The 21,172-nt window shown below is 42.5% G+C and carries 23 protein-coding genes, 1 tRNA gene and 1 pseudogene; 14 read left to right on the forward strand and 11 right to left on the reverse strand.

Translation table 11 applies throughout. The features are described 5' to 3' along the window. The first annotated feature begins 132 nt into the window (after positions 1–132). The 4 genes from HC643_RS06385 to HC643_RS06400 all read left to right on the forward strand — a co-directional run bounded on the left by HC643_RS06385 (position 133) and on the right by HC643_RS06400 (position 2,630). Complete coding sequence (locus HC643_RS06385; protein ID WP_038084750.1) at positions 133–603, forward strand: tetratricopeptide repeat protein; 471 nt, start codon at positions 133–135, stop codon at positions 601–603. A 386-nt stretch (positions 604–989) separates the two neighbouring features. Then, positions 990–1,358: a hypothetical protein gene (locus tag HC643_RS06390; RefSeq protein WP_038084749.1), complete on the forward strand. Its 369-nt coding sequence runs from the start codon at positions 990–992 to the stop codon at positions 1,356–1,358. 22 nt (positions 1,359–1,380) lie between these two features. Then, positions 1,381–1,767, forward strand: a complete 387-nt coding sequence (locus HC643_RS06395; protein ID WP_050046362.1) for a hypothetical protein — start codon at positions 1,381–1,383, stop codon at positions 1,765–1,767. 242 nt (positions 1,768–2,009) lie between these two features. Then, positions 2,010–2,630 carry a TolC family protein gene (locus tag HC643_RS06400; protein ID WP_082051805.1) on the forward strand — a complete coding sequence of 207 codons (621 nt, stop codon included), beginning with the start codon at positions 2,010–2,012 and terminating at the stop codon, positions 2,628–2,630. Positions 2,631–2,679: 49 nt separating this feature from the next. Here HC643_RS06400 and HC643_RS06405 read toward each other — a convergent pair whose 3' ends face one another. Together HC643_RS06405 and HC643_RS06410 are read right to left on the reverse strand one after the other, a co-directional pair. Beyond that, on the reverse strand, positions 2,680–3,153 hold the full coding sequence (locus tag HC643_RS06405) for a hypothetical protein (RefSeq protein ID WP_050046361.1): 474 nt from the start codon (positions 3,151–3,153) through the stop codon (positions 2,680–2,682). A gap of 347 nt (positions 3,154–3,500) precedes the next feature. Continuing rightward, positions 3,501–4,709 carry a hypothetical protein gene (locus tag HC643_RS06410; protein ID WP_050046360.1) on the reverse strand — a complete coding sequence of 403 codons (1,209 nt, stop codon included), beginning with the start codon at positions 4,707–4,709 and terminating at the stop codon, positions 3,501–3,503. A gap of 560 nt (positions 4,710–5,269) precedes the next feature. On the opposite strand from HC643_RS06410, the gene HC643_RS06415 reads away from it, so the two are divergent. The 3 genes from HC643_RS06415 (at position 5,270) to HC643_RS06425 (ending at position 7,142) form a co-directional block, all read left to right on the forward strand. Continuing rightward, positions 5,270–6,082 carry a nucleotidyltransferase domain-containing protein gene (locus tag HC643_RS06415; RefSeq protein WP_050046359.1) on the forward strand — a complete coding sequence of 271 codons (813 nt, stop codon included), beginning with the start codon at positions 5,270–5,272 and terminating at the stop codon, positions 6,080–6,082. 47 nt (positions 6,083–6,129) lie between these two features. Continuing rightward, positions 6,130–6,214: transfer RNA gene (locus tag HC643_RS06420), tRNA-Tyr, on the forward strand. Between the two features lie 70 nt (positions 6,215–6,284). Continuing rightward, on the forward strand, positions 6,285–7,142 hold the full coding sequence (locus HC643_RS06425) for a nucleotidyltransferase domain-containing protein (protein ID WP_050046358.1): 858 nt from the start codon (positions 6,285–6,287) through the stop codon (positions 7,140–7,142). A gap of 161 nt (positions 7,143–7,303) precedes the next feature. Here the strand turns inward: HC643_RS06425 and HC643_RS06430 are convergent, their stop codons facing one another. Beyond that, positions 7,304–8,206, reverse strand: coding sequence for a pentapeptide repeat-containing protein (locus HC643_RS06430; protein WP_050046357.1), 903 nt, complete (start codon positions 8,204–8,206; stop codon positions 7,304–7,306). Positions 8,207–8,934: 728 nt separating this feature from the next. Between HC643_RS06430 and HC643_RS06435 the strand changes: the two genes are divergently transcribed. Further along, the gene (locus HC643_RS06435; protein ID WP_167844630.1) at positions 8,935–9,120 is read left to right on the forward strand and encodes a hypothetical protein; all 186 of its coding nucleotides are present in this window, start codon (positions 8,935–8,937) and stop codon (positions 9,118–9,120) included. Between the two features lie 74 nt (positions 9,121–9,194). On the opposite strand, the gene HC643_RS06440 is transcribed toward HC643_RS06435, so the two are convergent. Beyond that, entirely contained in the window at positions 9,195–10,130 is a 936-nt protein-coding gene (locus HC643_RS06440) for an SDR family NAD(P)-dependent oxidoreductase (protein ID WP_050046356.1), read from the reverse strand. A gap of 676 nt (positions 10,131–10,806) precedes the next feature. On the opposite strand from HC643_RS06440, the gene katG reads away from it, so the two are divergent. Further along, entirely contained in the window at positions 10,807–13,002 is a 2,196-nt protein-coding gene (gene katG / locus HC643_RS06445) for a catalase/peroxidase HPI (RefSeq protein ID WP_038074498.1), read from the forward strand. Between the two features lie 159 nt (positions 13,003–13,161). Here the strand turns inward: katG and HC643_RS06450 are convergent, their stop codons facing one another. Then, positions 13,162–13,974: a class I SAM-dependent methyltransferase gene (locus tag HC643_RS06450; protein ID WP_038074501.1), complete on the reverse strand. Its 813-nt coding sequence runs from the start codon at positions 13,972–13,974 to the stop codon at positions 13,162–13,164. A 262-nt stretch (positions 13,975–14,236) separates the two neighbouring features. Between HC643_RS06450 and HC643_RS06455 the strand changes: the two genes are divergently transcribed. Next, positions 14,237–15,253 carry an isopenicillin N synthase family dioxygenase gene (locus tag HC643_RS06455; protein WP_038074821.1) on the forward strand — a complete coding sequence of 339 codons (1,017 nt, stop codon included), beginning with the start codon at positions 14,237–14,239 and terminating at the stop codon, positions 15,251–15,253. Positions 15,254–15,382: 129 nt separating this feature from the next. Beyond that, positions 15,383–15,646, forward strand: a complete 264-nt coding sequence (locus HC643_RS06460; protein WP_237265843.1) for a hypothetical protein — start codon at positions 15,383–15,385, stop codon at positions 15,644–15,646. On the opposite strand, the pseudogene HC643_RS06465 reads toward HC643_RS06460, so the two are convergent. Further along, positions 15,618–15,908 (reverse strand): annotated as a pseudogene (locus HC643_RS06465) (Uma2 family endonuclease); the annotation flags it as partial. The gene HC643_RS06460 and the pseudogene HC643_RS06465 sit on opposite strands and share 29 nt — an antisense overlap. 113 nt (positions 15,909–16,021) lie before the next feature. Between HC643_RS06465 and HC643_RS41250 the strand changes: the two are divergent. Then, positions 16,022–16,312: a hypothetical protein gene (locus tag HC643_RS41250; protein ID WP_038074504.1), complete on the forward strand. Its 291-nt coding sequence runs from the start codon at positions 16,022–16,024 to the stop codon at positions 16,310–16,312. Then, entirely contained in the window at positions 16,309–16,893 is a 585-nt protein-coding gene (locus HC643_RS06470) for a hypothetical protein (protein WP_038074507.1), read from the forward strand. Before HC643_RS41250 ends, HC643_RS06470 begins: the two co-directional genes overlap by 4 nt. Before the next feature lie 293 nt (positions 16,894–17,186). On the opposite strand, the gene HC643_RS06475 is transcribed toward HC643_RS06470, so the two are convergent. The 5 genes from HC643_RS06475 to HC643_RS06495 form a co-directional block, all read right to left on the reverse strand. Continuing rightward, a complete protein-coding gene (locus HC643_RS06475; protein WP_038074510.1) occupies positions 17,187–17,642 on the reverse strand; it encodes a hypothetical protein in 456 nt (151 codons plus the stop codon). 331 nt (positions 17,643–17,973) lie between these two features. After that, a complete protein-coding gene (locus tag HC643_RS06480) occupies positions 17,974–18,390 on the reverse strand; it encodes a hypothetical protein (RefSeq protein ID WP_202048591.1) in 417 nt (138 codons plus the stop codon). Positions 18,391–18,583: 193 nt separating this feature from the next. Further along, a complete protein-coding gene (locus tag HC643_RS06485) occupies positions 18,584–18,754 on the reverse strand; it encodes a hypothetical protein (protein WP_153021526.1) in 171 nt (56 codons plus the stop codon). 55 nt (positions 18,755–18,809) lie between these two features. Then, on the reverse strand, positions 18,810–19,130 hold the full coding sequence (locus HC643_RS06490) for a hypothetical protein (protein ID WP_038074829.1): 321 nt from the start codon (positions 19,128–19,130) through the stop codon (positions 18,810–18,812). Between the two features lie 91 nt (positions 19,131–19,221). Further along, entirely contained in the window at positions 19,222–19,815 is a 594-nt protein-coding gene (locus tag HC643_RS06495) for a hypothetical protein (protein WP_167844631.1), read from the reverse strand. A 594-nt stretch (positions 19,816–20,409) separates the two neighbouring features. Here HC643_RS06495 and HC643_RS06500 point away from each other — a divergent pair. Beyond that, complete coding sequence (locus HC643_RS06500; protein WP_038074516.1) at positions 20,410–20,802, forward strand: GlcG/HbpS family heme-binding protein; 393 nt, start codon at positions 20,410–20,412, stop codon at positions 20,800–20,802. The last annotated feature ends 370 nt before the right edge of the window (positions 20,803–21,172 follow it).

The raw sequence follows: 21,172 nt of genomic DNA on the forward strand, positions 1-21,172 counted from the left end.
TTCGTAGAATTCTACGAGTTTCTTCAGCAAAATATTATTTTACACTTAATCCTTCTGGTGACTTCAAGGGTGACTAATTGGATAATAATGTGCGAAATTTGATCCAAAGCTACTATCACTGACCGCGAATTCATGGATTCTTTATTTATCAATTACTTACTTGAAGACTTGAAAAATTCCGATGAAACAGTCCGCGATGAGGCGACCAAAAGACTCTGGCGGATTTGGTTTCAGCAAAAAGGAATTCACGGGCTAGAAATTATCGAACGCAGCCAGCAGTTAGTGGATGCGGGAGAAATGAATCAAGCCGAAGCCATTCTCACAGAACTTATTAACGACCAACCAGATTTTGCAGAAGCGTGGAATCGCCGTGGTTTTCTTTACTACATCAACGCTCAGTATCAAAAGTCTTTAGCAGACTGTCAGATGGTTGTTCAACTTAACCCCGTGCATTTTGGCGCACTTCATGGTATGGGCTTGTGTTACGCGGCACTCGGACAGTATTCTGAAGCGATTAGAGCATTTCGTCTTGCTTTGGAAATCCAGCCCTATTCCCAAGTTAATCAAAAATTGATTTTAGAATGTACGCTTCGATTGAGCTAGTGAGTTAGGGTATAGGACAGTATAGGGCATAGGGCATAGAATTTATGCCCTACGCTCAACTATTGGACTTTGGACAAAAAAGGAGCTTTCCTCCCAAGTATTACATGAATGGGTTTTTGGCTCTTCCCATGTAATACTACTGATATCTTGCACCTACACCCTATAAGGGTGAAGCTATACAAGCAAAGCCTGCCTACGGAGGCTAGAAAATCCCATTTTTTCATGTTATTGATAAAAATATATGATTATTAATGACATAAATATTCAGTATTAATACTTTGCTGCAAGATGTAAGACTAGTGACTTATAACCTTTACCAAAGCTACCAAGATAACGGTAATACCGATTCTAGATGAGGTTGCGCTTAAAATTCCCTCACATTAGAAATGTGGGGCTATACAAACAAAGCCCACCTACGTGGGCTAAATAGATGCATCTTTATACAGAAATGGTATAAGTTTGAACGTCAGAATGCTTGGAACCTTCTAGCTGACGTACCATTTGCTGGAGCATTATTTGGTATCAAGAAGTTCTTCGCTGCCAATAAAGCCATCAATGCTAGTGCTGAAGGTACAGATAATGTCCTGAAAAGCACTGGAAAAACGGTGACCAATACGAGTAACTGTTTCGTTGCAGGCACAGAAATCATCAGAGTAGTAGATACAGGTAAAATTGTAGGGATAACTGCTTTAAAATTCGGTGGCAACCCAACGGGCTATGAATGCAAAATTTACAGAGATAGTCAGTCAGTGTAGAAGGCCTACTGTTGAGTTACTGATGGAAGCACTTTCAAATAGACAAATTGCTATCGACTTAGGAGATTTAGAATGGGGAACATTAAAAATACAAGCAGGTAGTGAAATTGATGTTCCTGATGGCATGAGAACATGGTGGACTCTGGTTAATAATGAACCTGAAGAGAAATCTGTTATGTATATGGAGTTTTACTTTGAGCTAAGTGAAAATTCACAATACATCTCTCTTTGGTTGAAGTCTGAATACGACATCTTCAGACCGCTTCGTTTCGGTGCGACACCAAACAATTTACATGCCGTTCTCACTTTTGAGCGACTTATGAGTTATCTTTCTAAATTAGCCGAGCAAATGAGTGGAGTGTTAGAGATATATCCAGACTTAGCCAACTTCTTCTCAGTTACTAAGTGAAGTCGGTTTGATAATTAGTTTCAATGATAAAACGGTTTACAAACACTAACTATTTTGTACATACTTTCTCAGGTGCAGAGATTATACTCTATAATAATCCTGAAGAAATGGATGATTTGCTAGTTGAATTAATATTTACTTTGGTGGTATGGTCGAAAGCAGTTTTCAATTACCCGTTCGCTACAATTGGGTAGGAACGTTTCTCCCTACTGCTGAAATTTTATTGAAATTCAGATAAAAATATGATGTCAGTTTGTCGCTATATAGTAGCTGTAGGTGTGAATTGTGCGATCGCATTGAGCCATGTTGGGCTTGGTGCAGCGCAGGTACCACAACACCTCAATCCCAGTCCCAATCCCCTGCAATTTCCTACTCTACCGCAAGAAGTCAAGATTCAACACACTCAGCCAATAACTCTGCAGCAAGCTTTAGAACTGGCACGACGTAACAATCTTCAATTACAGGAGGTGTCAATTCAAGTAGAACGCAGTCAAGCTGCCTTACAGGAACTGCAAGCTCTTGAGTCTCCAACTGTTAATCTAAGTACTGCCTTGAGTCTGTCTGAGTCTGTGATGAGCCAGCTTTCCATAGAGCAACCCGTAAACCCAGCATATTCGCAATTGCAATCTAATTTGAACAACGTTCAAACTACTCATGCTGCCGTTAACCAAGCAAAGGAAAGCTTACGTGTTGCACGTTTGCGTTTCCAAACAGGTGTTGGCACTCAAACTGAAGTGATTGAAGCAGAAAATGATTTGACCCGAGCACAAGCTAATTTAGCGCAAGCTGTCTTGAGTTACAATCGTGCTTTAGCTCAGTTACGACGTGCTGTTACCTCTAGAGGAGCAGGCTATCAAAAATAGTAATTTCTCAAATAACCCAGAGAGTCGTCAAAAATGAGTGCGTCCTTCTTTAGAGCCAGTATGCAACTTGTATTTTAACCTTTCGCTTATCTGCTGATAAAACTAATAGTGCAACCTGTCCTCCATTACCCGAAGAGATAGAGTACTTTAAACTCTTATCTGGAAGCTTTTCTGGAACAAGCTCACTAGTCCCTTGAGATGCCATTAACCATTCCTCTATGTCACTTTTGAGGGCTTCAAAAGTTACCACTACTGTTCGGTCAAAAGCACCACCTTTCATTTCAGTTTTGATATGGGTTGCAGATTTTGGTAATGGAGCAAGTTCCGCTAAGTCTTGAGTCACTTCAACAGCATAAGCTTTACTCCTTGGGGTCTGACTGCACCAAATAGGACCCATCAAAATGATGAAAAGATTTAATAAACCCAAAATTGATAATAATAAAGAAATAAGAAATATAAAGAAAATCGCAATACCTTTCTTTCTCTCGCGTTTCTGTAATTGATTTGATGCCGCAATTATCATGCCAAATGTTGAAACTGCGAATAGTGCAAGTAGTGGTAGAAAGAGAAGATCGATCGATGAGTTAAACCATCTTACAGGTGCAATCCAAGGTAAAGGAACGCACCCTGTTTGCCAGAAGACACATAAGCCAATTACCGTAAGTATACAGTATGTTCCTGCAATAGGAATCCACCAACTATTAACGTAGAGATTAAATGAGCGTATTAAAAATTGCATATGGTGGATTTAAGTGAACGATACAAATAATTTAGGTTGTGTCAGCGCAAGCGAAATCAGATGGAATATAGCAATCATAAAAATGTGAAATATTTCATTATATTACCTCAACGGAAAAATATTATAGCAGTTTACCGGACTAGGCAAAACTCTACTTGAGGAGTGCATACTATCCCCGTCCAAAGGTTTTCTATTAAGTTTGTATTTAAACCTTCTTGGTCATATATTTCTTGCGTTGCATATTTGTCGTTATAAACCATCTGAATTTGATAGATACCTACACTTAGAGCATTAAAATTCCAACAACCGCCATCTTTAGCAACAATGGTTAGAGTGAACTGGTCATGCTTTCTCCAAGAAAAGCTAGCGTGTGAAAATAAGGTCGTACTCTCTTGAGGCATAACTGATATAAAATCAGATTCTAATGGTTCTTTAGTGCCACGCCGGAAATATCGCCGGAGGTATACTTGATTATCTGCTCCCATAAGTTGAGGTATTAAAGTATGAAACAAGTCGAAACGGACTGGGATTGGCGTGTTGTTTGTAATGCGAATCCCTATCTGCAAAAGAGTTTGAATGCCACGCTTTTTTTCTGGGAGGGTCAATACTCGTTCTGGCATGAGGGTTTCAAAGCGGATACCATCCACTTCCACTGCACTGCGATCGGCTCCAGTGGGTTTAATAAGAGCAAAATTCACGAATTGAGTTGCCAACTGTCCTGCACTAATTCCTTGGGTTGTTTCTGAATCTGAGCTAAATTCACCATCACTTGGAGGAATACCCCATAGGAACCGAAGTTGATACGTATTAGGTTGGAGAGCTTTAAAAGACCAAGATTTGTCAAGAAGGCTAAAAATGATTGGTGAATAGCTAGGGCTGTTAGTAACTTGAAGTTGCAGTAAGTTACTTTTCCAGAAGAGCTTTAGAGTCAAAGTAACGGTTCTACCTTGCCTTGAATTAACTAACTGAGGCTCAAATGTTCTTTTTGGAATTTTCCAGAACCAATGTATTAAGTTTGATATAAATTGAGACAATCTAAATCCAAAACTTGACTGAGAATGTACATCTTCTTTTCCTCTGTAAACAAGTTCATCTGGAGCCATTTCTCCTTGCATTGCTTGACCATCTAATGTCAAAACCTCTGTTATTAAAGTTTCCTTTGGATTGAGATGAAAAGGGTTTGATGTGTTGTTGATAAGGTCAACAGAAATGTCTATAAAAGAGTTAGAATTGTAGCGTTTTTCTGGAATGGCTAACACTATAAGATTGGTTTCTCGAATTCTCAGTTGTATACCATCTACATGAAAATTGTCGTTACTATTCGATTCATTTGATATCATGTTAGTTACCCTCTCTATCTCCAGTTATTAAGGGTCATACAACATGATGGCATACGACTTAATATTATTGTTCCGAAAAAGAATAAAGCTAAGAGGGGTGCTGAAAAAGATTGGGCATTAGATGCATATTGCTCTCTTCAAGCAGCTCGTCACCAATCCATAAATAATCTTTGGACTAATTTACGTAATTTGTTGACCGAAATGGGTAATTAAATTCTCCTTATGGGTGCTGGGGAAAATTATATTGCCCAAAAATCTCTAATACCAATTCTATGTGAAGTTGCACATTATTGCCCTCACTCTAGAAGAGTGGGGCTATACAAACAAAGCCTGCCTAAGCGCAAAGCGCACGCTACGCGATGCCGCAGGCTATGCCCGTAAGGGCTATACGCAGGCTAATTGTATGCAGCTTCATATTAAATTGGTATAAAAGATGCTGCGATCTCACTAAACAGGTAGGAACGGTATTGGAACAAACAAGTCAAATTTCTTTAAAAGTCATACGAAACCGACATCAACGCAAGCTATTGTAGAAGTTAGTCAATTGACAGAGCCAACAGATGAAAGATCGTATGCCAATTCCTGAACCACAGCGTTCTTTTTTAGAAAAGATGCTTGTGAAGTTGCAGACTGATGAACGCTTGTTAGGTGTGGCAATTGCTGGTTCTTATTTAAGAGGAGAAATGGATGAGTACTCTGACTTAGATTTAATTCTTGTTGTCAATGATGGTCATTACCAAAATCTTTTCCAACAGCGCCAAATTTTTGCCAGTCAACTTGGTTCATTGTTAGCAGCTTTTACTGGCGAACACGTCGGTGAACCGAGAGTGTTAATTTGTCTTTACGACAATCCTTTAGTACACGTTGATTTAAAGTTTTTACTTCTACAAGCTTTTACAACAGACCTAATAGAAGATCCGGTGGTTTTGTGGGAGCAAGAAAATTTACTGACAACAGCTATTGCCAACAACCCATGTCACTATCCACCGATTGATTTGCAATGGATTGAAGACCGCTTTTGGGTATGGGTACACTACTGCGCTGCTAGATTAGGTAGAGGTGAGCTCTTTGAAGCCCTTGATTTTTTAGCGTTTCTCCGGGCACAGGTTTTAGCTCCATTGGCTAAAGTTGAAGCAGGGCGACTACCGCGTGGAGTTAGAAATCTAGAGAAAGAAATTCCCCAAAGGCTTGGAGATTTTTACCAGACTATTGCTGCTCAACACAATCAGCATGAAATTGCCCAAGCACTACAAAACAGTATTCACTTTTATCGCCGATTGCGAGATGCGTTAAAGTCCCCGACTTTGGTAGTGCGATCGCAAGCGGAAGTTGCCTCCACCGAATATCTACAAAAAGTTATTGAGAATTTTTGATAACGTTTCATAATTTTACCTTGAATTCCCCGTCGGTACTTCTTTATGGGTCGGTATCCAAGTCCGGTTGAAGGAAGCCGTCTGTAAAACGGATGCCCTTGTGCCCCGTAGGTTCACATCTTACCCGACCCATTGTGAAGATCTCTTCAAATTGTTAGCATTTAATGTAGCATCGTTTTAAATAACTGGTGATAGAGCCAATATGAATCGGCAATTGCCTCAGTTTATCCACCCCATTGTCGAGCGTTTGCAGTCAATTCATGGAATTGCAGCGATCGCTCTAGGTGGTTCGAGAGCACGAGGCAACCACACACAGAAGTCAGATGTGGATTTGGGAATTTATTACCTGCCAGACAATCCCCTTGATGTGGCTGCTCTAAATCACTTGGCCTCTAAAATTGATGACGATCGCCGCGCCAATCTCATCACTCCAATTGGTGGGTGGGGGAAATGGATTAATGGTGGCGGTTGGCTGCGGATAGAAGGTGTCCCTGTAGATTTTCTCTATCGTGATGTAATTCAGGTTAATCGTGTCATTGATGATTGCCACGCCGGACAGATCGCGATTGATTACCAACCAGGGCATCCTCATGGCTTTGTATCCTCTATTTATATGGGTGAAGTTGCTCATTGTCTGCCACTTTACGACCCGAATGGTGTTTTAGCCGCTTTAAAGGCTAAGACAACTCCCTATCCAACTCAGCTTCAACAAGCAATTGTTAATATGTTTGCCTGGGAAATAAGCTTTTCTTTGTTCGTTGCTCAAAAAGCAGTTGCCAGAGGTGATGTTGCCTATGCAGCAGGTTGTTGTTTCCGCAGTGTCGCTTGCATGAATCAGGTATTATTTGCACTTAATGGAGAGTACTTACTGAATGAGAAAGGCGCGGTGGCAATTGCTAACAACTTCGCACTATGCCCGCAGAACTATCAACCACGCATTGAGTCAGTATTTGCTAAATTAGCAAGTGATGCAAAATCGCTCGGAGATGCGATCTCCATTCTTGAAAGAATTGAGCGAGATTTAAGTCAATGGTATGGCGATCGTCGGTTAGTCATTTAGACCATAATATTAAGGTTGACATTGCTCAAGTCAACACCAGAGAAATTTCTTTCTCCAACGACATAACGCCCGTACAACTCTTCAGCATCCATAACTATGATGCCAACGGCGCAGGCTGGTTCATCGACCCCACTCTCTGGGAAATAAACACTACACCTTTATCAGTATCCCCAGCCCTCTTCATCTCTAATACTTCCATCAGGCATGATAGTATTGCAAAGAGTAACCACATCGGGTGGTATAGACGTAATTCCCACGCAATTAGTCAAGTTAGCTCCAGTCAAGTCAAGCCCGTCCAAATTGGTGTACGAGAGATTAGCTCCAGTCAAATTAACGCCAATCAAAATGGCTTTTTCCAAATCAGCAGTCAAAAGGTTGGTACCCCTCAAATCAGCACCCCTCAAATCAACACCCCTCAAAGAAGCGTTAGTCAAATCAGCTTCCCTCAAGTTTGCTCCGCTCAAAGAAGCACCGTCCAAATCGGCGCTATTGAGATTGGCTCGACTCAAATTGATATTAGTCAGTTTGGCGTAGTGGAGGTCAACGCCCCTCAAATCAACACCACTCAAATCAACACCACGCAAAACAATGCCAACAAATCTTTGCTCCCCTCGCTCCCGACGGCTAAGAAATTCATCAAGAGCAATTACCCGAATTGGGTCATTTTCAATTCTCCCATCTGGCATAGTCGTGTTACACAACAGCACATCTTCCCATTCGACTTGACTCAAGTTAGCACCAATGAAATTTGCATCCGTCAGGTCAGTTCCAACGAAACTGGCTCCAGTGAGATTGGCTTGGGCGAGGTTGGCTCCGCTCAAGTTAGACCATTGAAAACTAGCTCCGCTCAAATCGGCTCTTGCCAAGTTAGCATCAGCAAGAATTATTTCCCACCAAGTACTTTGAGCGAGGTTGGCATGACTCAGATTAATCCCGCTCAAGTCAGTCTCCCCCACTTGGATTCCTTGCAAATCAACCCCACTAAAATTTCTCTCATGCAAATCAACCCTAGTAAAATTTCTCTTAAGAGCAGCATAACGCTGCAACAACTCTTTAAAATCCATAATTTACCTACTGCATCAACTAACACACATAAAGATAACTCACAAAATCTCTATAACACTCTGTTCGACTCCACTAACCGATTTGACATCGACTTTATTCTTCCTACCTATTAACTTATCGCGTTATACAAAAATCAACAAAAGGAGTTGATACGATACCTTTCCAAATCCCCTCTATTAATTTCACATCTTTATTACTTCTTTCATCAATTATTGGTATTGTGTTGTTTCGATATGTAAAACGAACTCTATACTTACCAGGTTTGAGATTCTAAAGACACCAGACTTCCCCTGAAGGTTTATTCCCTTGAATTTTTTTACGTTCCTCAAACTTTCCTTCTAAAAAGAAAGTCACACTTTCTCCAGGCATCGCTAACATACTGAAACATTAGCGAGGCAACAAAAAAACGAGAATTTATCTCAATCAGCACAACAAGAGAGTAAAAAGCTATAGCTTTGGCCGACGTGATTGTTGTAACTTAGCTGTTTGCAGTCTTGACAAACAGCCACCTGTAAAGACTGATGCGAATAGAATTCACTGCTATACAAACAAAGTCCGCCTACGCGGACTAACTTAAAAACAAGGTTTCAAATTTTCTTTGCTGAAAGTGATAAAAGAGAATTAATCAATACTGCATGAAGAATGCGATAAGCGAGCGATTACAGCAACAGTCATATCGCACTCCTTGAATGTACTATGTTTCTTTACCTTGAAAATACTGAAGATTATGTTTTTTGCGATCGCAACTCTATTAACTTCACCTGAGTTTTCTATACGCGGTTCTCATATAGCTAAAGTTTTTAGTATGCCAAGTTACTTATACCAAGTTTCTATGAATGCGATCGCAATGTTCCCAGTAAGGAGCAACCAACCAACACTAATCGATGAATTTCATCTAATCCAAGTAGGTTGAGACAGGTCCAGATCGCTCGTTTGCCTGGTCTAGGGTAGTCCAGTCGAGATCGAGGCACTACGAGCGGTCTGCCCTCAAGCCGTAGCTTCATTGCGCGTGAAGTCAGCGGCGTGCAATTTCACGAAGTCGTACATACTTGTCGGAGGAGTGTCGGTGAGCTTGAACAGGTCATCCGTCATGCGGTCATACCGCCCCTGTGCGTGAAGAGAGGCCATCACCACGAGGTGGTTGACAAGGTGAGTTGGCACCCCAAATTCAAGAAGTCTATCGGTCCACGCGGAGAGTGGCACGTTACGATAGCGGATAGTTCGGCCGAGTGCTTCGGAAAAGGCGCGTGCGTAGTGGTCCAGATCGACCGACTCAAATCCGGTCAGATTGTAAACATGACCAATGTGCTCTACAGGGTCGTCGAGGATTGCGGCAACGGCACGCGCCACATCAACAGCCGAGATAGGCGAGGTCTTACTGTTACCCAGCGGCAGCGCCAGTTCGTCGCTGTCACGGACGCCAGCAGCGGCGAGACGCAGGAAGAAGCCCTCGAGGAAGACCGTCGGTCGCACCGTGACGATCGGCAGTCCGGACCACGCCAATACTTGTTCTGCAAGCCAGTGCAGCTTGTGCTGCGGGCTCGGGGTAGTCTCGGTGATGCTCATCTGCGTTACTGTCATCTGCGACATGTTCACGAAAGCCTGGACACCATGGTGGCGTGCCACCGCAGCGACGTTAACCGTGGCTTCGAGATAAGCCGCCGAGATTGACATTCCGAAATAAATGCGCGTACAACCTTCGATCGCTCGGTGCATTGAGGCGAGATCCGTCAGGTCGCCCTGTACGACCTCGGCACCGAGCTGGCGCAGGGCGTCAGCGCGTTCATCCTCCCGCCGGACCAAAGCACGCACTTTATGTCCCTTGGCAAGCAACATTGCAGTGAGGTGGCGGCCGATAGCACCGATATCGCCGGCTGCTCCAGTTACGAGGATCGGGCTGCCATCTGTGGATTTCATCGTCATATCATTTACCTTTCAATTGTATTCAGCTAGATTGGGAGGCGTTCGGAGTTTTGAGGGCGTCGGCGACAAGAACAATGTCTTGACTCTCCTGTCCGGCGCGGCAGGTGCTTGCTGGACGAATGGCAGGATTGTTTCATAACAATCTCCTTTAGATTGGTAAGCTTGCTGCCCACCTCAGTTAACTTCATTCTTCTGCAATCGCTCAATTTAGACCACTCAAGTTCTTTGAATTAAAACGCGATTTAATTGCTCTGTCCTTAAGGAATGCCACCCTAAGTGAGCCACAAGCAATGACATCTCATTTATTGAGCGATTTGTCTCAGTTCCATCGAGAGTGCGTCGTAAGTTATAATACAGACCAAACAATTAACATTTATGGATTACTTGATAAATAATTAGACATTGTAGGCAGAAATGCGGATGTTGGTGAATTTAGCATTTCAGGGTGCGATAAAGCGATCGCCGAGCAAATGTATAAATCATAACTAATAGTACATAACCAATAGCCCAAGCAGGGCTATTGGTATTACCTATTGTTTCAAATCATAACGTTGTTTATATTTCTCTTCAATTATATTTCTCATCCACTGTCCCAATAATTGCCCGTGTGCTATTTGTTTGCAATACCTGCAATATATCCAAAAAATCCACACCCCAACATTTCCCTGGAGATACTATGAGCAGCGAAAGCGGATGCCCGTTTACGGGCGGAAGTCAGAAACTTACAGCCCGTCATGTGACGTCGAACCGAGATTGGTGGCCGAATTCTTTGAATCTGAGCATCCTCCACCAGCACTCACCACAAGCCAATCCCATGGGTGAAGCGTTCAACTACGCTGAGGAGTTCAAGAGTCTCGACTTAGATGCCGTGAGGAAAGATATCTTCGACCTAATGACCACCTCTCAGGACTGGTGGCCAGCTGACTACGGTCATTATGGACCGCTGTTCATCCGGATGGCTTGGCACAGTGCAGGCACATACCGTATTGGCGACGGTCGCGGCGGTGCTGGCTCGGGTAGCCAGCGGTTTGAGCCCCTCAACAGTTGGCCTGACAATGCCAACCTTGATAAAGCACGCATGTTACTTTGGCCAATCAAGCAGAAATATGGCAAGAAACTCTCGTGGGCCGACCTCATGATCTTTGCTGGTAACTGCTCGCTTGAGTCAATGGGCTTCAAGACGATCGGCTTTGCCGGGGGGCGAGAGGATGTCTGGGAGCCAGAGGAAGACATCTACTGGGGCTCTGAGAAAGTCTGGCTCGGCGACGAGCGTTACAGCGACGACCGGGTGCTTATGAATCCCCTCGCCGCCGTTCAGATGGGCTTGATCTACGTGAACCCAGAAGGGCCAAACGGCGAGCCCGATCCGGTTGGCTCGGGGCGCGACATCCGCGAGACCTTTGGTCGGATGGCGATGAACGATGAAGAAACAGTTGCGCTCGTTGCTGGCGGACATACCTTTGGCAAATGTCATGGTGCGGGCGAAGCGTCGCACGTAGGTTCTGAGCCTGCGGGTGCCACTATCGTGGAGCAGGGCCTCGGCTGGAAGAGCAAATTTAACACGGGTGTCGGCGTCGATGCAATCACCAGTGGTATCGAAGGTGCATGGACTCCCACTCCGACACAGTGGGACAACAGCTATTTCGACACTCTGTTCAAATATGATTGGGATCTGACAAAGAGCCCCGCAGGCGCGTGGCAATGGAAGCCCAAAGACGGCGCTGGCACAGATACGGTGCCTGACGCGCACGATCCGTCGAAGCGACACGCACCTATGATGACCACGGCGGACATGGCTATGAGGATGGACCCCATCTACGAGCCGATTTCGCGGCGTTACTATGAGAACCCGGATGAATTCGCCAACGCCTTCGCCCGCGCCTGGTTCAAGCTGACGCATCGCGACATGGGTCCGCGATCGCGCTATCTTGGTTCGGAGGTTCCAACAGAAGAGTTCTTGTGGCAAGATCCCATCCCTCCAGTCACGCATGAATTGATTGACGAGCAAGACATTGCTGCTCTCAAAAGCAAGATTCTTGCCTCGGGACTGTCTGTCTCCCAACTCGTTTCGACCGCCTGGGCATCGGCGTCAACGTTCCGTGGGTCCGATATGCGCGGTGGAGCGAACGGAGCACGAATTCGTCTTGCGCCTCAGAAGGATTGGGAAGTCAATCAGCCAACCCAATTGGCAAAGGTGCTGCAAACCCTGGAGGCGATCCAAGAGGAGTTCAACAGCTCGCAGTCCGGAGGGAAGCGGGTTTCGCTCGCTGACTCGATCGTTTTGGGCGGATGTGCTGGCGTTGAGCAAGCGGCGAAGAACGCCGGACATGATGTTAAGGTTCCTTTCAAGCCCGGACGTACAGATGCGTCACAGGAGAAAACTGATGTGGAATCCTTTGCTCCACTTGAGCCAAAGGCGGACGGGTTCCGCAATTACTTCAGCGGCAAACACAGCGAATCGCCTGAGGAGTTGCTGATCGATCGGGCACAATTGCTAACCCTGTCAGCCCCCGAACTGACGGTTCTCGTGGGCGGCTTGCGCGTCCTAGGTGCGAACTTTGAAGCGTCCAAACATGGCGTTTTCACCGATCGACCGGAGACGTTAACCAACGACTTCTTCGTGAACCTGCTCGACCTGAACACGGCGTGGAAGGCGCTCTCGGAGGCGGAAGATGTGTTCGAGGGGCGCGATCGCAAAACTGGCAAACTCAAGTGGAGCGGTACCCGTGTTGACCTCATCTTCGGCTCGAACTCTCAGCTACGCGCCCTTGCGGAAGTTTACGGATGTAGAGATTCGCAGCAAAAATTTGTGCATGACTTTGTGGCGGCTTGGGATAAGGTGATGAACCTCGATCGCTTTGACCTCAGATAGTTTCAGCGAAAAGGTCTTCGAGGGTTTTTACGCTTGACACTCCCACCCCTGGAATTATCTCTTGTGAGATTTTCAAGGGTGGGATTCTTCTTTCATCCAGCCAACTTATTAGTTAAAACGCGATGTATTAAAGGTGGAACTAACCAACATTCTTTCACTTTACTTCCAAGCTATTAAAGCAGTGGCGGAAAGTTGTTCGCTAAAAGTTCCAGAAGGTTCCACACTCAGTAATGAATTTCTCAAGTCTGCTTCAAAGGGAGCGCGATTTTCGCCAAAAAAGGAGGGTAAGGCAAAGGCGGTTGAGTAAAGATAACCCAAGTATGAATCAATTGTCCAAGTTCTTTCAAAAGTAACTGTTAGGTTTTCTTGCTTTGAAAATCCCGATTTTGCCAAAACTTCTTCATGAGTAACTGCTAAAGGTTTCCACAAACCTTGTCCTCCCTGACCTGTACGCCGTTCTTCTCCAAGCCAGCGTTTGACTGATGCGATCGCTGCTTGCTTCCATGGATAAGAACTGTTCCAAGGGTCTTCATTTGTTTTTACGATAACAATACCCCCACCCTCTTCAAGGAGCGGATGAAGCTTTTCAAGAACCAGTTCTCGTTGCATCCAATGAAAAGAGCGCCCCATCGTTACCAAGCGAAAATTTCCCCAATCTGCAGTAATTGATTCAGCACGTGCGTGAATCCAACGAATATGATTAACTTTTGCTGCTTCTGCTTCTACTCGTGCTTCTGCTAGCATATCGGCATCAGGATCGACTGCTACCACTTCTTCAAAGCGCGAGGCAAAGGGAATAGCAATCAATCCTGCTCCACAACCAAGATCGAGAAGTCGTCCGCTACCATTTAATTGAAAGCGCTGTGCAAGCAAATCAAATAAATCTTGCGGGTACTTTGAGCGATAGCGAGCATAATACCAAGCAGCACCTTGAAACAAAGTTGGGTCGTAGGTAGGTCTGTTTGCAACCATTTGGAAAAACTCCGACTGTTAATAGTTATAGGTGTTTTGAGCAAAGTATAAGGAGGAAAGGTAGGGGGATAACCTTTACTGTCTATCCTTCCCACCAATCCAAAATTACCCGTTCAGCCGCAATTAAAGTACGGTTTTTCAATCGAAATATCGTACTTTAAGGTCAGTTTGCCACACTTGCCCTTTGAGAGCAAGTATTTTTCTACAAACTTAAGGAATACAATTGAAGTGGTAATTTTTGCTCTGGTACTTTTCTATCGCAATGCAGCAATCAGTAGACCAAGAATTTTCCCAAGTTTCGATCGTTGATATCAGTGCGCTAGTTTCTGGATCTGGTGACAAATACACGGTAGTCGATCGGATCGGACAAGCATGCCGTGAGTGTGGTTTCTTCTACATCATCGGGCACGGAGTGGATGAAGGACTACAGCAACGTCTGGAAGACTTAAGCAGACAGTTCTTTGAACGGGATCTGGAAACTAAACTAGAGATTGGCATGAATGTTGGTGGTAGAGCATGGCGGGGATATTTCCCTGTAGGAGGCGAATTGACATCAGGTAAGCCAGACTTGAAGGAAGGTATATATTTTGGTGCAGAACTTGAGGATAACCATCCACTTGTCAAAGCTAGTACCCCAATGCACGGTCGCAACCTTTTTCCATCAAGTGTTCCGCAATTGCGGGAGACGGTGCTTGAGTATATGGAAGCAATGACCAAACTAGGGCATAAGTTGATGGCTGGTATTGCTCTTAGCCTTGAATTAGAAGAATCCTACTTTAGCGATCGCTATACAAAAGACCCACTGATATTATTTCGTATTTTTAACTATCCTCCCAATTCGTCACTCTCTGAGAAGAAACGTCAGTGGGGTGTGGGGGAACACACTGATTATGGTGTTTTAACTATACTCAAGCAGGATAATGCAGGTGGATTGCAAGTTAAGTCGAAGTCTGGCTGGGTAGATGCGCCGCCTATCCCTAACTCATTTGTATGCAACATTGGAGATATGCTCGATCGCATGACGCGAGGGCTGTATCGTTCGACACCCCATCGCGTCTTGAATTTGTCGGGACGCGATCGTCTGTCGTTCCCATTCTTCTTTGACCCTAATTTTAATGTAGAAGTCCAGCCAATTGAACTCAAAGGAGTGATGGCGAGCGACGATCAAAACGAACGTTGGGATAGGGCTAGCGTTCATGCCTTTCGTGGAACTTATGGCGATTATTTGTTAAGTAAGGTGTCTAAAGTGTTTCCGGAGTTACGCCAAACAGTGCTGTAAAATCAATTACAGCAAGTAGTTTGAGGCAGTTGTGAAGCAACCTGAGTCGTTCACTCAAAAGAAGTTAAGATGAAAGCATTGTCCTCCAAACCTGATGACTTCTAATCTAGAAACAAGCTGCAAACTCAAATGACGCAAGTAACGATTGCAACATCCAGAAGAGAAACACCCCTTTTGTTTGAGGAACTGACGTGGAGAGAGTTCAAAGCAGTTGAACAATTGTTAGATCGCCAAGGATACCGACTCTCTTTCTTGGATGGTGTTTTAGAGATACGAAGAATGCCAGGAGAACCCCACGAAACAGTTAAGAAGAGAATTGCTGCATTGGTAGAATTGTATTTGCTTGTGGCTGGGTTTGACTTTTTTACAGAATACCACGCAAATCTAAAATAAAACCCGGCAACACATCTTCACCAGATAAAGTCGTAGGGGACTTGATCGCTTCCACCTCTCGTCCTTGGCGATAAATTTCTACTTGCTGGTTCTGTGGATCGATGAGCCAACCCAAACGAACTCCGTTGTCCATGTACTCCTGCATCTTAGCCTGCAAGGTCTTCAAATCATCAGTTTTAGAACGCAACTCAATAACAAAATCTGGAGCAATCGGTGGAAATTTTTGTCGTTGCTCAGAACTCAAAGATTCCCACCTTTCTAATACCAATTCTATGTGAAGTTGCACATTATTGCCCTCACATTAGAAATGTGGGGCTATACAAACAAAGCCTGCCTAAGCGCAAAGCGCACGCTACGCGAACGCAGGCTAATTGTATGTATCTTCGCTGCGATTTTTTGCACTCACTCGTCAACCATACTCTTGATTACTTCCTGCTTGCTAAAATAGTTTCTCGACCAGATAAATTCAGTATATTTTCCTTAAATGTAAGTGTAAATAATTACTATAGTTTTATTGAAATTGCAATTCGTCGTAGGTTGGGTGGAGCGAAGCAAAATCCACAGCCAACGACGAGCCAGGTTCTCCTCGGTAAAGCGTTCAATTTTAAAAGGCTGAGTGTTGATACAACTACAACTAACACAGACTACGAAGATCGCTCTTTATGAATGAATCAAATCCCTTAGATTTATTAAACCAACTGCTGCAAAAAGATGCTTCTGATGTACTTGCTTGGCTGAAAGATATTTGGTCAGGGCAATTAAAAGCTCCTAAAGACTTTAATTGGTTGGGCTTAGCTCAAGCAGCAGGAACTACGGCTAGTTATAATATTCATAATTTTGACGATAGTGACACTGCATGTGCCTTGCCTTGGGCGGAGGTAGCAACGTTAACTTATGACCTACTGGTAAGTAAGGTAGAGTCTGACAAACAAGAGCCATATATGCTTAGCTCAATGCTTCTACGAGCCGCTATGATAGAAAGATTCGATGCTATTCCCGGTCATCCTGTTCTTGATTTAGACCGGATTAGTCACTGGTTCTTCGACAACTTGACTATGTCGCCCCAAGAAGCTCAAACTAAAACATTGTCTTGTTGGGAAGATATAAAAGGTTCTATAAAAGATATGCGAGAATTAAGGCGAATTAAAAATCGATTGAATGTCTTATTAGTGTTAGTTGATAGTGGAAAAATTCTTCCAAATGAAGAACTTAAAGCTTGGATTTATATACGAGATATATTACCGTAAGATTATTGTAAGTAGTCAATGCCCGATATATCCTGTAGAACGGACTTGCATATCTTTCAACTCCTAAGATGCACATTTTATAACCTTGATACAGCAAGGCTTTTAGAAAATGAAAAAAATGTACGTTTTTCATATATTACTAGCGGTGATTTTCGCGGCTAGTCAGAGGCTTATATCTTGTACCTGTAAAATTAAACGAGTCAAATAATTCTTGCTCTTCTATAGGAGTCCTATTTGATTTCTTTTAGCAGACGAATTTTCTGAGTCGGGGGATGGAGAACACCAAATATTTCTTATTTTTGAGATTGAGGAGATATTAGCGCTTCTTTTACTTCAGCAAAAGCTGTTTCTATGTTTGTGCGTAATTCTTGCTCATCTAATACGCCCTTAAATACTTCATATCTTTCTGCTGTAACTACTACTCTAACAGGTTTACCAAGTCTTCTGAGCCTTTGTGGCTGAACATCAAGATCGTCTCCCCATTGATAATCTAAATTTCTAAAATCAACAACTAAGCCACTAATTTTTTCAGGTAACTCAATATCACAAAATTCATTAATGCGCCACTTAATAAAAAGTGCGTCGTCACTTCCACTAGAGCCAGCTAAATAAGTGCCAATAAAAACTATTAAACCTACTAATATTTGAGTTTTTGGTAATTTACATATATAGTATTTGGTTTCTATATGACTAATATCGAGAGAAATTTCTGTAAAATTTTGTAAAATTTTATCATCATTTTGAGACATATATAGTAATCCTAAATCATTTGTAAAAAAATTGGATTGCTAATGGCTAATAGCTAATTGCTTTTTGACCATTAGCTATTAGCCCTTTGGGTTCGCCAGTCCCCAGGGCTGGTCTCACCATTAGCAGTCTTGACTCTTATTCTTATATTTCATTTAGGACTGCTATATATTCCAAACACTAACGATGAAAGAGAATAAAAGAGCCAGGTTCAAGAGAATCTAATAAGTTTTTTTGTAACAAAGTGGTTAATGCTCAACAAATTGCTTAACGTGACTTTCTACATGAATGCTACTCGAATGCTTCTTACACCTAAAAACTCAAAATCTTAATTTAGGGTGCTAGTTCAATTGATTCAATTGCCACTACACAAGGCGCAACTATACTGGCTGCGTCACGTGGATATGGAGGCATTATCGGCAAAATTTTGCCTACTACCACAACTCGTTTATTTTCAAATTGGGCAATTTCGTTAGACGATCTAATAGCTTTTGAATGCCACGGTGGATAAAAAAATATTTTACCACCATCATCCAAAACTATTAAAACATGACCTTTATATTGAGGTGGTGGAGTTTGCCTATATCTTACATCTACTTGCCTGTATTTCCCAATCACACGTACTGGTATGCCTACTGTTCCTGCATCTATGCTTTGTTTCATTATGTTATCATCACCACTGACATCAAACCGAGCATCATAGTGTTCATCTATATCATCTTTTATCCTGATAGTCGGCAGTTGGGTCATAATCTTCTCGCGGTTTGTCAAATTTAAAGTAAGAATTTGGTGAAATTGGCAACTTGCTATTCCTATATTCCCAATAAGTAAACAAATAGTTTACTCAAACCCAATAATGTACTTTGGATTATATTCCGAATTTAATCTGTCATAATTTTATTAGCTGACTACTAGAAGCGTTCTGTCTCATCCAACCTAGTCATCAAAGATAATTAGCAGGGAATTGTGGTGATTCTATCAGATAACTTGGATCGAGATGAGCATGAAGTAGTGCTTGACGTAAACACTCTGCTTCTGCCTCGATTAGATCGATAGAATGGATACTGCCGCGATCGCGCAACCGCAAGATGGGACGAGTGCCTATCTCAGACATCCTCTAAAGAAGACCTCTTTTTTGAGAAACTAATATAGCTTATTAACATTTTTATTTACCAATCTTTTTGGAGAAAAAAACTGCCATAAATTATCGATAGCTCAAAGATGTCTGTTGTAATTACAGCTGCTTTCTGATGAGATTCTACACCCAGAGAAAAGCCGATTAAGTCAGCTTCCATTTCATGTAATTTCTCTGAGTCATGCACAGTCCACATTATGTCGCGACAATCCTGAAAAACTAGCACATACGGCAAGCGCTCAGTAGGATTGTAGACACACTCAATCAACACTTTATTTCCCCATAGAGATACCATCACACTTGTAATTAGCGATGTTTGTCCACCCAGTTTAAATAAATAATAATCATCTGGCATATTTATTTAATTACTCATCTTTTCTCCATTATGAAGCTTTCTGGGTATTTCATTGCCAAATTCGTCTCGCATATCCCATCCAACCCAATCATCAAAGATAATTAGCAGGGAATTGTGGTGATTCTATCAGATAACTTGGATCGAGATGAGTATGAAGTAGTGCTTGACGTAAACACTCTGCTTCTGCCTCGATTAGATCGATAGAATGGATACTGCCGTAATCACGCAACCGTAAGATGGGACGAGTGCCTGCGTATAAATCCAAATCTTCAACCGGACATAACTCACCAGTAACTGCCTTTTGCGATGGTAGAGTTTTTGTAAGTTTCTGCACAAATTCGTCACGGGGTTCTCCTTTTACCTCAATTATTTGTTTTGGTATTTCACCTACATTTAATGTAATGTTCTCTGCTAGGGTGGCAAATTGTTTCACACTATTTTGGAGAGTAGTCGCAATCGCATTGCTATTGATATCCGTGGAGTCAGAAGACGATTGCGAAATTATCGTTACCTTTCCCAGTGAACGAAGTTGTGCCTCATCTTCCGGAATGTCGTAAATATCCGGTATCAACTTCATAACGAAGCTATCACTTCTAGAAGCCGCCCAAACGAGAGTAACTCGATAAACTGCTAAACGTGTTTCCAATTCAGTATGAGAGCGAAGATACAACCTGTAGTAAGCCATATTTATAATTACAATTGGTTGATTTTTTAGACTGAGGGTTCGCCGCTTTCTGTAATCCAATCTAAAATTAGCAATCTGCAAGAGGGACATGCAGTTTTAGCTTCTACTCTTACAACCAGTATAGATGAGGTTAAAGATACTCAAGCAAATACTCAACCAGTTACCCAAAGAAATACTCAAGTAGATACTCCAATAGCTACTTAAGCTAGAAAAGTATCAAATAAATCTAATGCTAAGACATCAAATAGTAACAGTACTCGTACAAATACTGATAAGACTACCCAAAAAGAAAAAGGTGCTTTAGCCGCTGTTTCAGAGATGAATCAAAGCAAAAAACCCTTAATTTGTAAGCATTGTGGAATTGTGGCAGTTCACAAGCTTTATGGCTCAAGGAAAAATAAAAGTACTGGAGAAGTTGTACCTCGGCATCAATCTATAAATTGTGGAAAAACTTTTTACAAAGACGCTAGTAAAAGTAGCAGGTGCCAAATACAATAGTAAAAATAAACTAAAAATCAGTTTTTAGCGCGATTGGAGAGGTACGGCACCTATAAAATTATATATGATTATTTACTATATAACTGCAAAAAATTGATGTTAACTCTACTTCAAGCAGAAAATATCTGTAATAAAGCACTAGCAAAAGCCGAGGAATTAAAAACTCCAGTCTCAATTGTAATTTTAGACTTTGGCGGTCATGTAGTCTTAAGTAAAAGAATGGACAATGCTTCTTACCTGACTTTAGAAGTTGCCCAAAATAAAGCCACAATTTCGGTTATTTTTAAAACTCCAACTCATATTATGGGCGAGATTGTCAAAAAAGTGCCTGACATTAAAGAATCTATTAACATAATTCCAGGTAAAGCCATTTTGCTACCTGGAGGCTTTCCAATTATGCAAGATAATATTTGTATTGGGGCTATTGGAATTTCAGGAGGAGATTTAGAAACTGATAAAGCTATTGCAATAGCAGGAATTGCTATTTGATTGAATTAAGGATAATTACGCGGAAATCACATCCTAGTGGTTTGCAACCCCATCATCAATAGCTTTCCTAAGTTTTTCGGGCACGTTTCTATCTATCAATCCACACCTTTTCAATGTCGGTTGCTCTCAGGTAAGCTGCGGCTAAAGCCAGCTGTTTATCTCTGACTGATTGGCAGGAACGCGATCGGGTAACAGGCACCTGCAAGTTATAAACATTACCAAGATTACGAATAATATAGGAGTTATATTGCTAACTTTCTGGGAACTTCATATTCTCACTGCTATGTCAACTCGTCAGTACTAACCGCTCCGAAATACCTATGCAAAGCTATTCAGTACTAGGTGGTAGCGTTATTTACCTAATAACAGC

Source organism: Tolypothrix bouteillei VB521301 (assembly GCF_000760695.4).
GTDB classification, from domain to species: Bacteria; Cyanobacteriota; Cyanobacteriia; order Cyanobacteriales; family Nostocaceae; genus Scytonema; species Scytonema bouteillei_A.

Coding starts and splice junctions, on each gene's coding strand:
- HC643_RS06385 (WP_038084750.1), top strand. CDS start 133: ATGGATTCTTTATTTATCAATTACTTACTTGAAGACTTGAAAAATTCC.
- HC643_RS06390 (WP_038084749.1), top strand. CDS start 990: ATGTGGGGCTATACAAACAAAGCCCACCTACGTGGGCTAAATAGATGC.
- HC643_RS06395 (WP_050046362.1), top strand. CDS start 1,381: ATGGAAGCACTTTCAAATAGACAAATTGCTATCGACTTAGGAGATTTA.
- HC643_RS06400 (WP_082051805.1), top strand. CDS start 2,010: ATGATGTCAGTTTGTCGCTATATAGTAGCTGTAGGTGTGAATTGTGCG.
- HC643_RS06405 (WP_050046361.1), bottom strand. CDS start 3,153: ATGATAATTGCGGCATCAAATCAATTACAGAAACGCGAGAGAAAGAAA.
- HC643_RS06410 (WP_050046360.1), bottom strand. CDS start 4,709: ATGATATCAAATGAATCGAATAGTAACGACAATTTTCATGTAGATGGT.
- HC643_RS06415 (WP_050046359.1), top strand. CDS start 5,270: ATGAAAGATCGTATGCCAATTCCTGAACCACAGCGTTCTTTTTTAGAA.
- HC643_RS06425 (WP_050046358.1), top strand. CDS start 6,285: ATGAATCGGCAATTGCCTCAGTTTATCCACCCCATTGTCGAGCGTTTG.
- HC643_RS06430 (WP_050046357.1), bottom strand. CDS start 8,206: ATGGATTTTAAAGAGTTGTTGCAGCGTTATGCTGCTCTTAAGAGAAAT.
- HC643_RS06435 (WP_167844630.1), top strand. CDS start 8,935: ATGTTTTTTGCGATCGCAACTCTATTAACTTCACCTGAGTTTTCTATA.
- HC643_RS06440 (WP_050046356.1), bottom strand. CDS start 10,130: ATGACGATGAAATCCACAGATGGCAGCCCGATCCTCGTAACTGGAGCA.
- katG (WP_038074498.1), top strand. CDS start 10,807: ATGAGCAGCGAAAGCGGATGCCCGTTTACGGGCGGAAGTCAGAAACTT.
- HC643_RS06450 (WP_038074501.1), bottom strand. CDS start 13,974: ATGGTTGCAAACAGACCTACCTACGACCCAACTTTGTTTCAAGGTGCT.
- HC643_RS06455 (WP_038074821.1), top strand. CDS start 14,237: ATGCAGCAATCAGTAGACCAAGAATTTTCCCAAGTTTCGATCGTTGAT.
- HC643_RS06460 (WP_237265843.1), top strand. CDS start 15,383: ATGACGCAAGTAACGATTGCAACATCCAGAAGAGAAACACCCCTTTTG.
- HC643_RS41250 (WP_038074504.1), top strand. CDS start 16,022: ATGTATCTTCGCTGCGATTTTTTGCACTCACTCGTCAACCATACTCTT.
- HC643_RS06470 (WP_038074507.1), top strand. CDS start 16,309: ATGAATGAATCAAATCCCTTAGATTTATTAAACCAACTGCTGCAAAAA.
- HC643_RS06475 (WP_038074510.1), bottom strand. CDS start 17,642: ATGTCTCAAAATGATGATAAAATTTTACAAAATTTTACAGAAATTTCT.
- HC643_RS06480 (WP_202048591.1), bottom strand. CDS start 18,390: ATGACCCAACTGCCGACTATCAGGATAAAAGATGATATAGATGAACAC.
- HC643_RS06485 (WP_153021526.1), bottom strand. CDS start 18,754: ATGTCTGAGATAGGCACTCGTCCCATCTTGCGGTTGCGCGATCGCGGC.
- HC643_RS06490 (WP_038074829.1), bottom strand. CDS start 19,130: ATGCCAGATGATTATTATTTATTTAAACTGGGTGGACAAACATCGCTA.
- HC643_RS06495 (WP_167844631.1), bottom strand. CDS start 19,815: ATGGCTTACTACAGGTTGTATCTTCGCTCTCATACTGAATTGGAAACA.
- HC643_RS06500 (WP_038074516.1), top strand. CDS start 20,410: ATGTTAACTCTACTTCAAGCAGAAAATATCTGTAATAAAGCACTAGCA.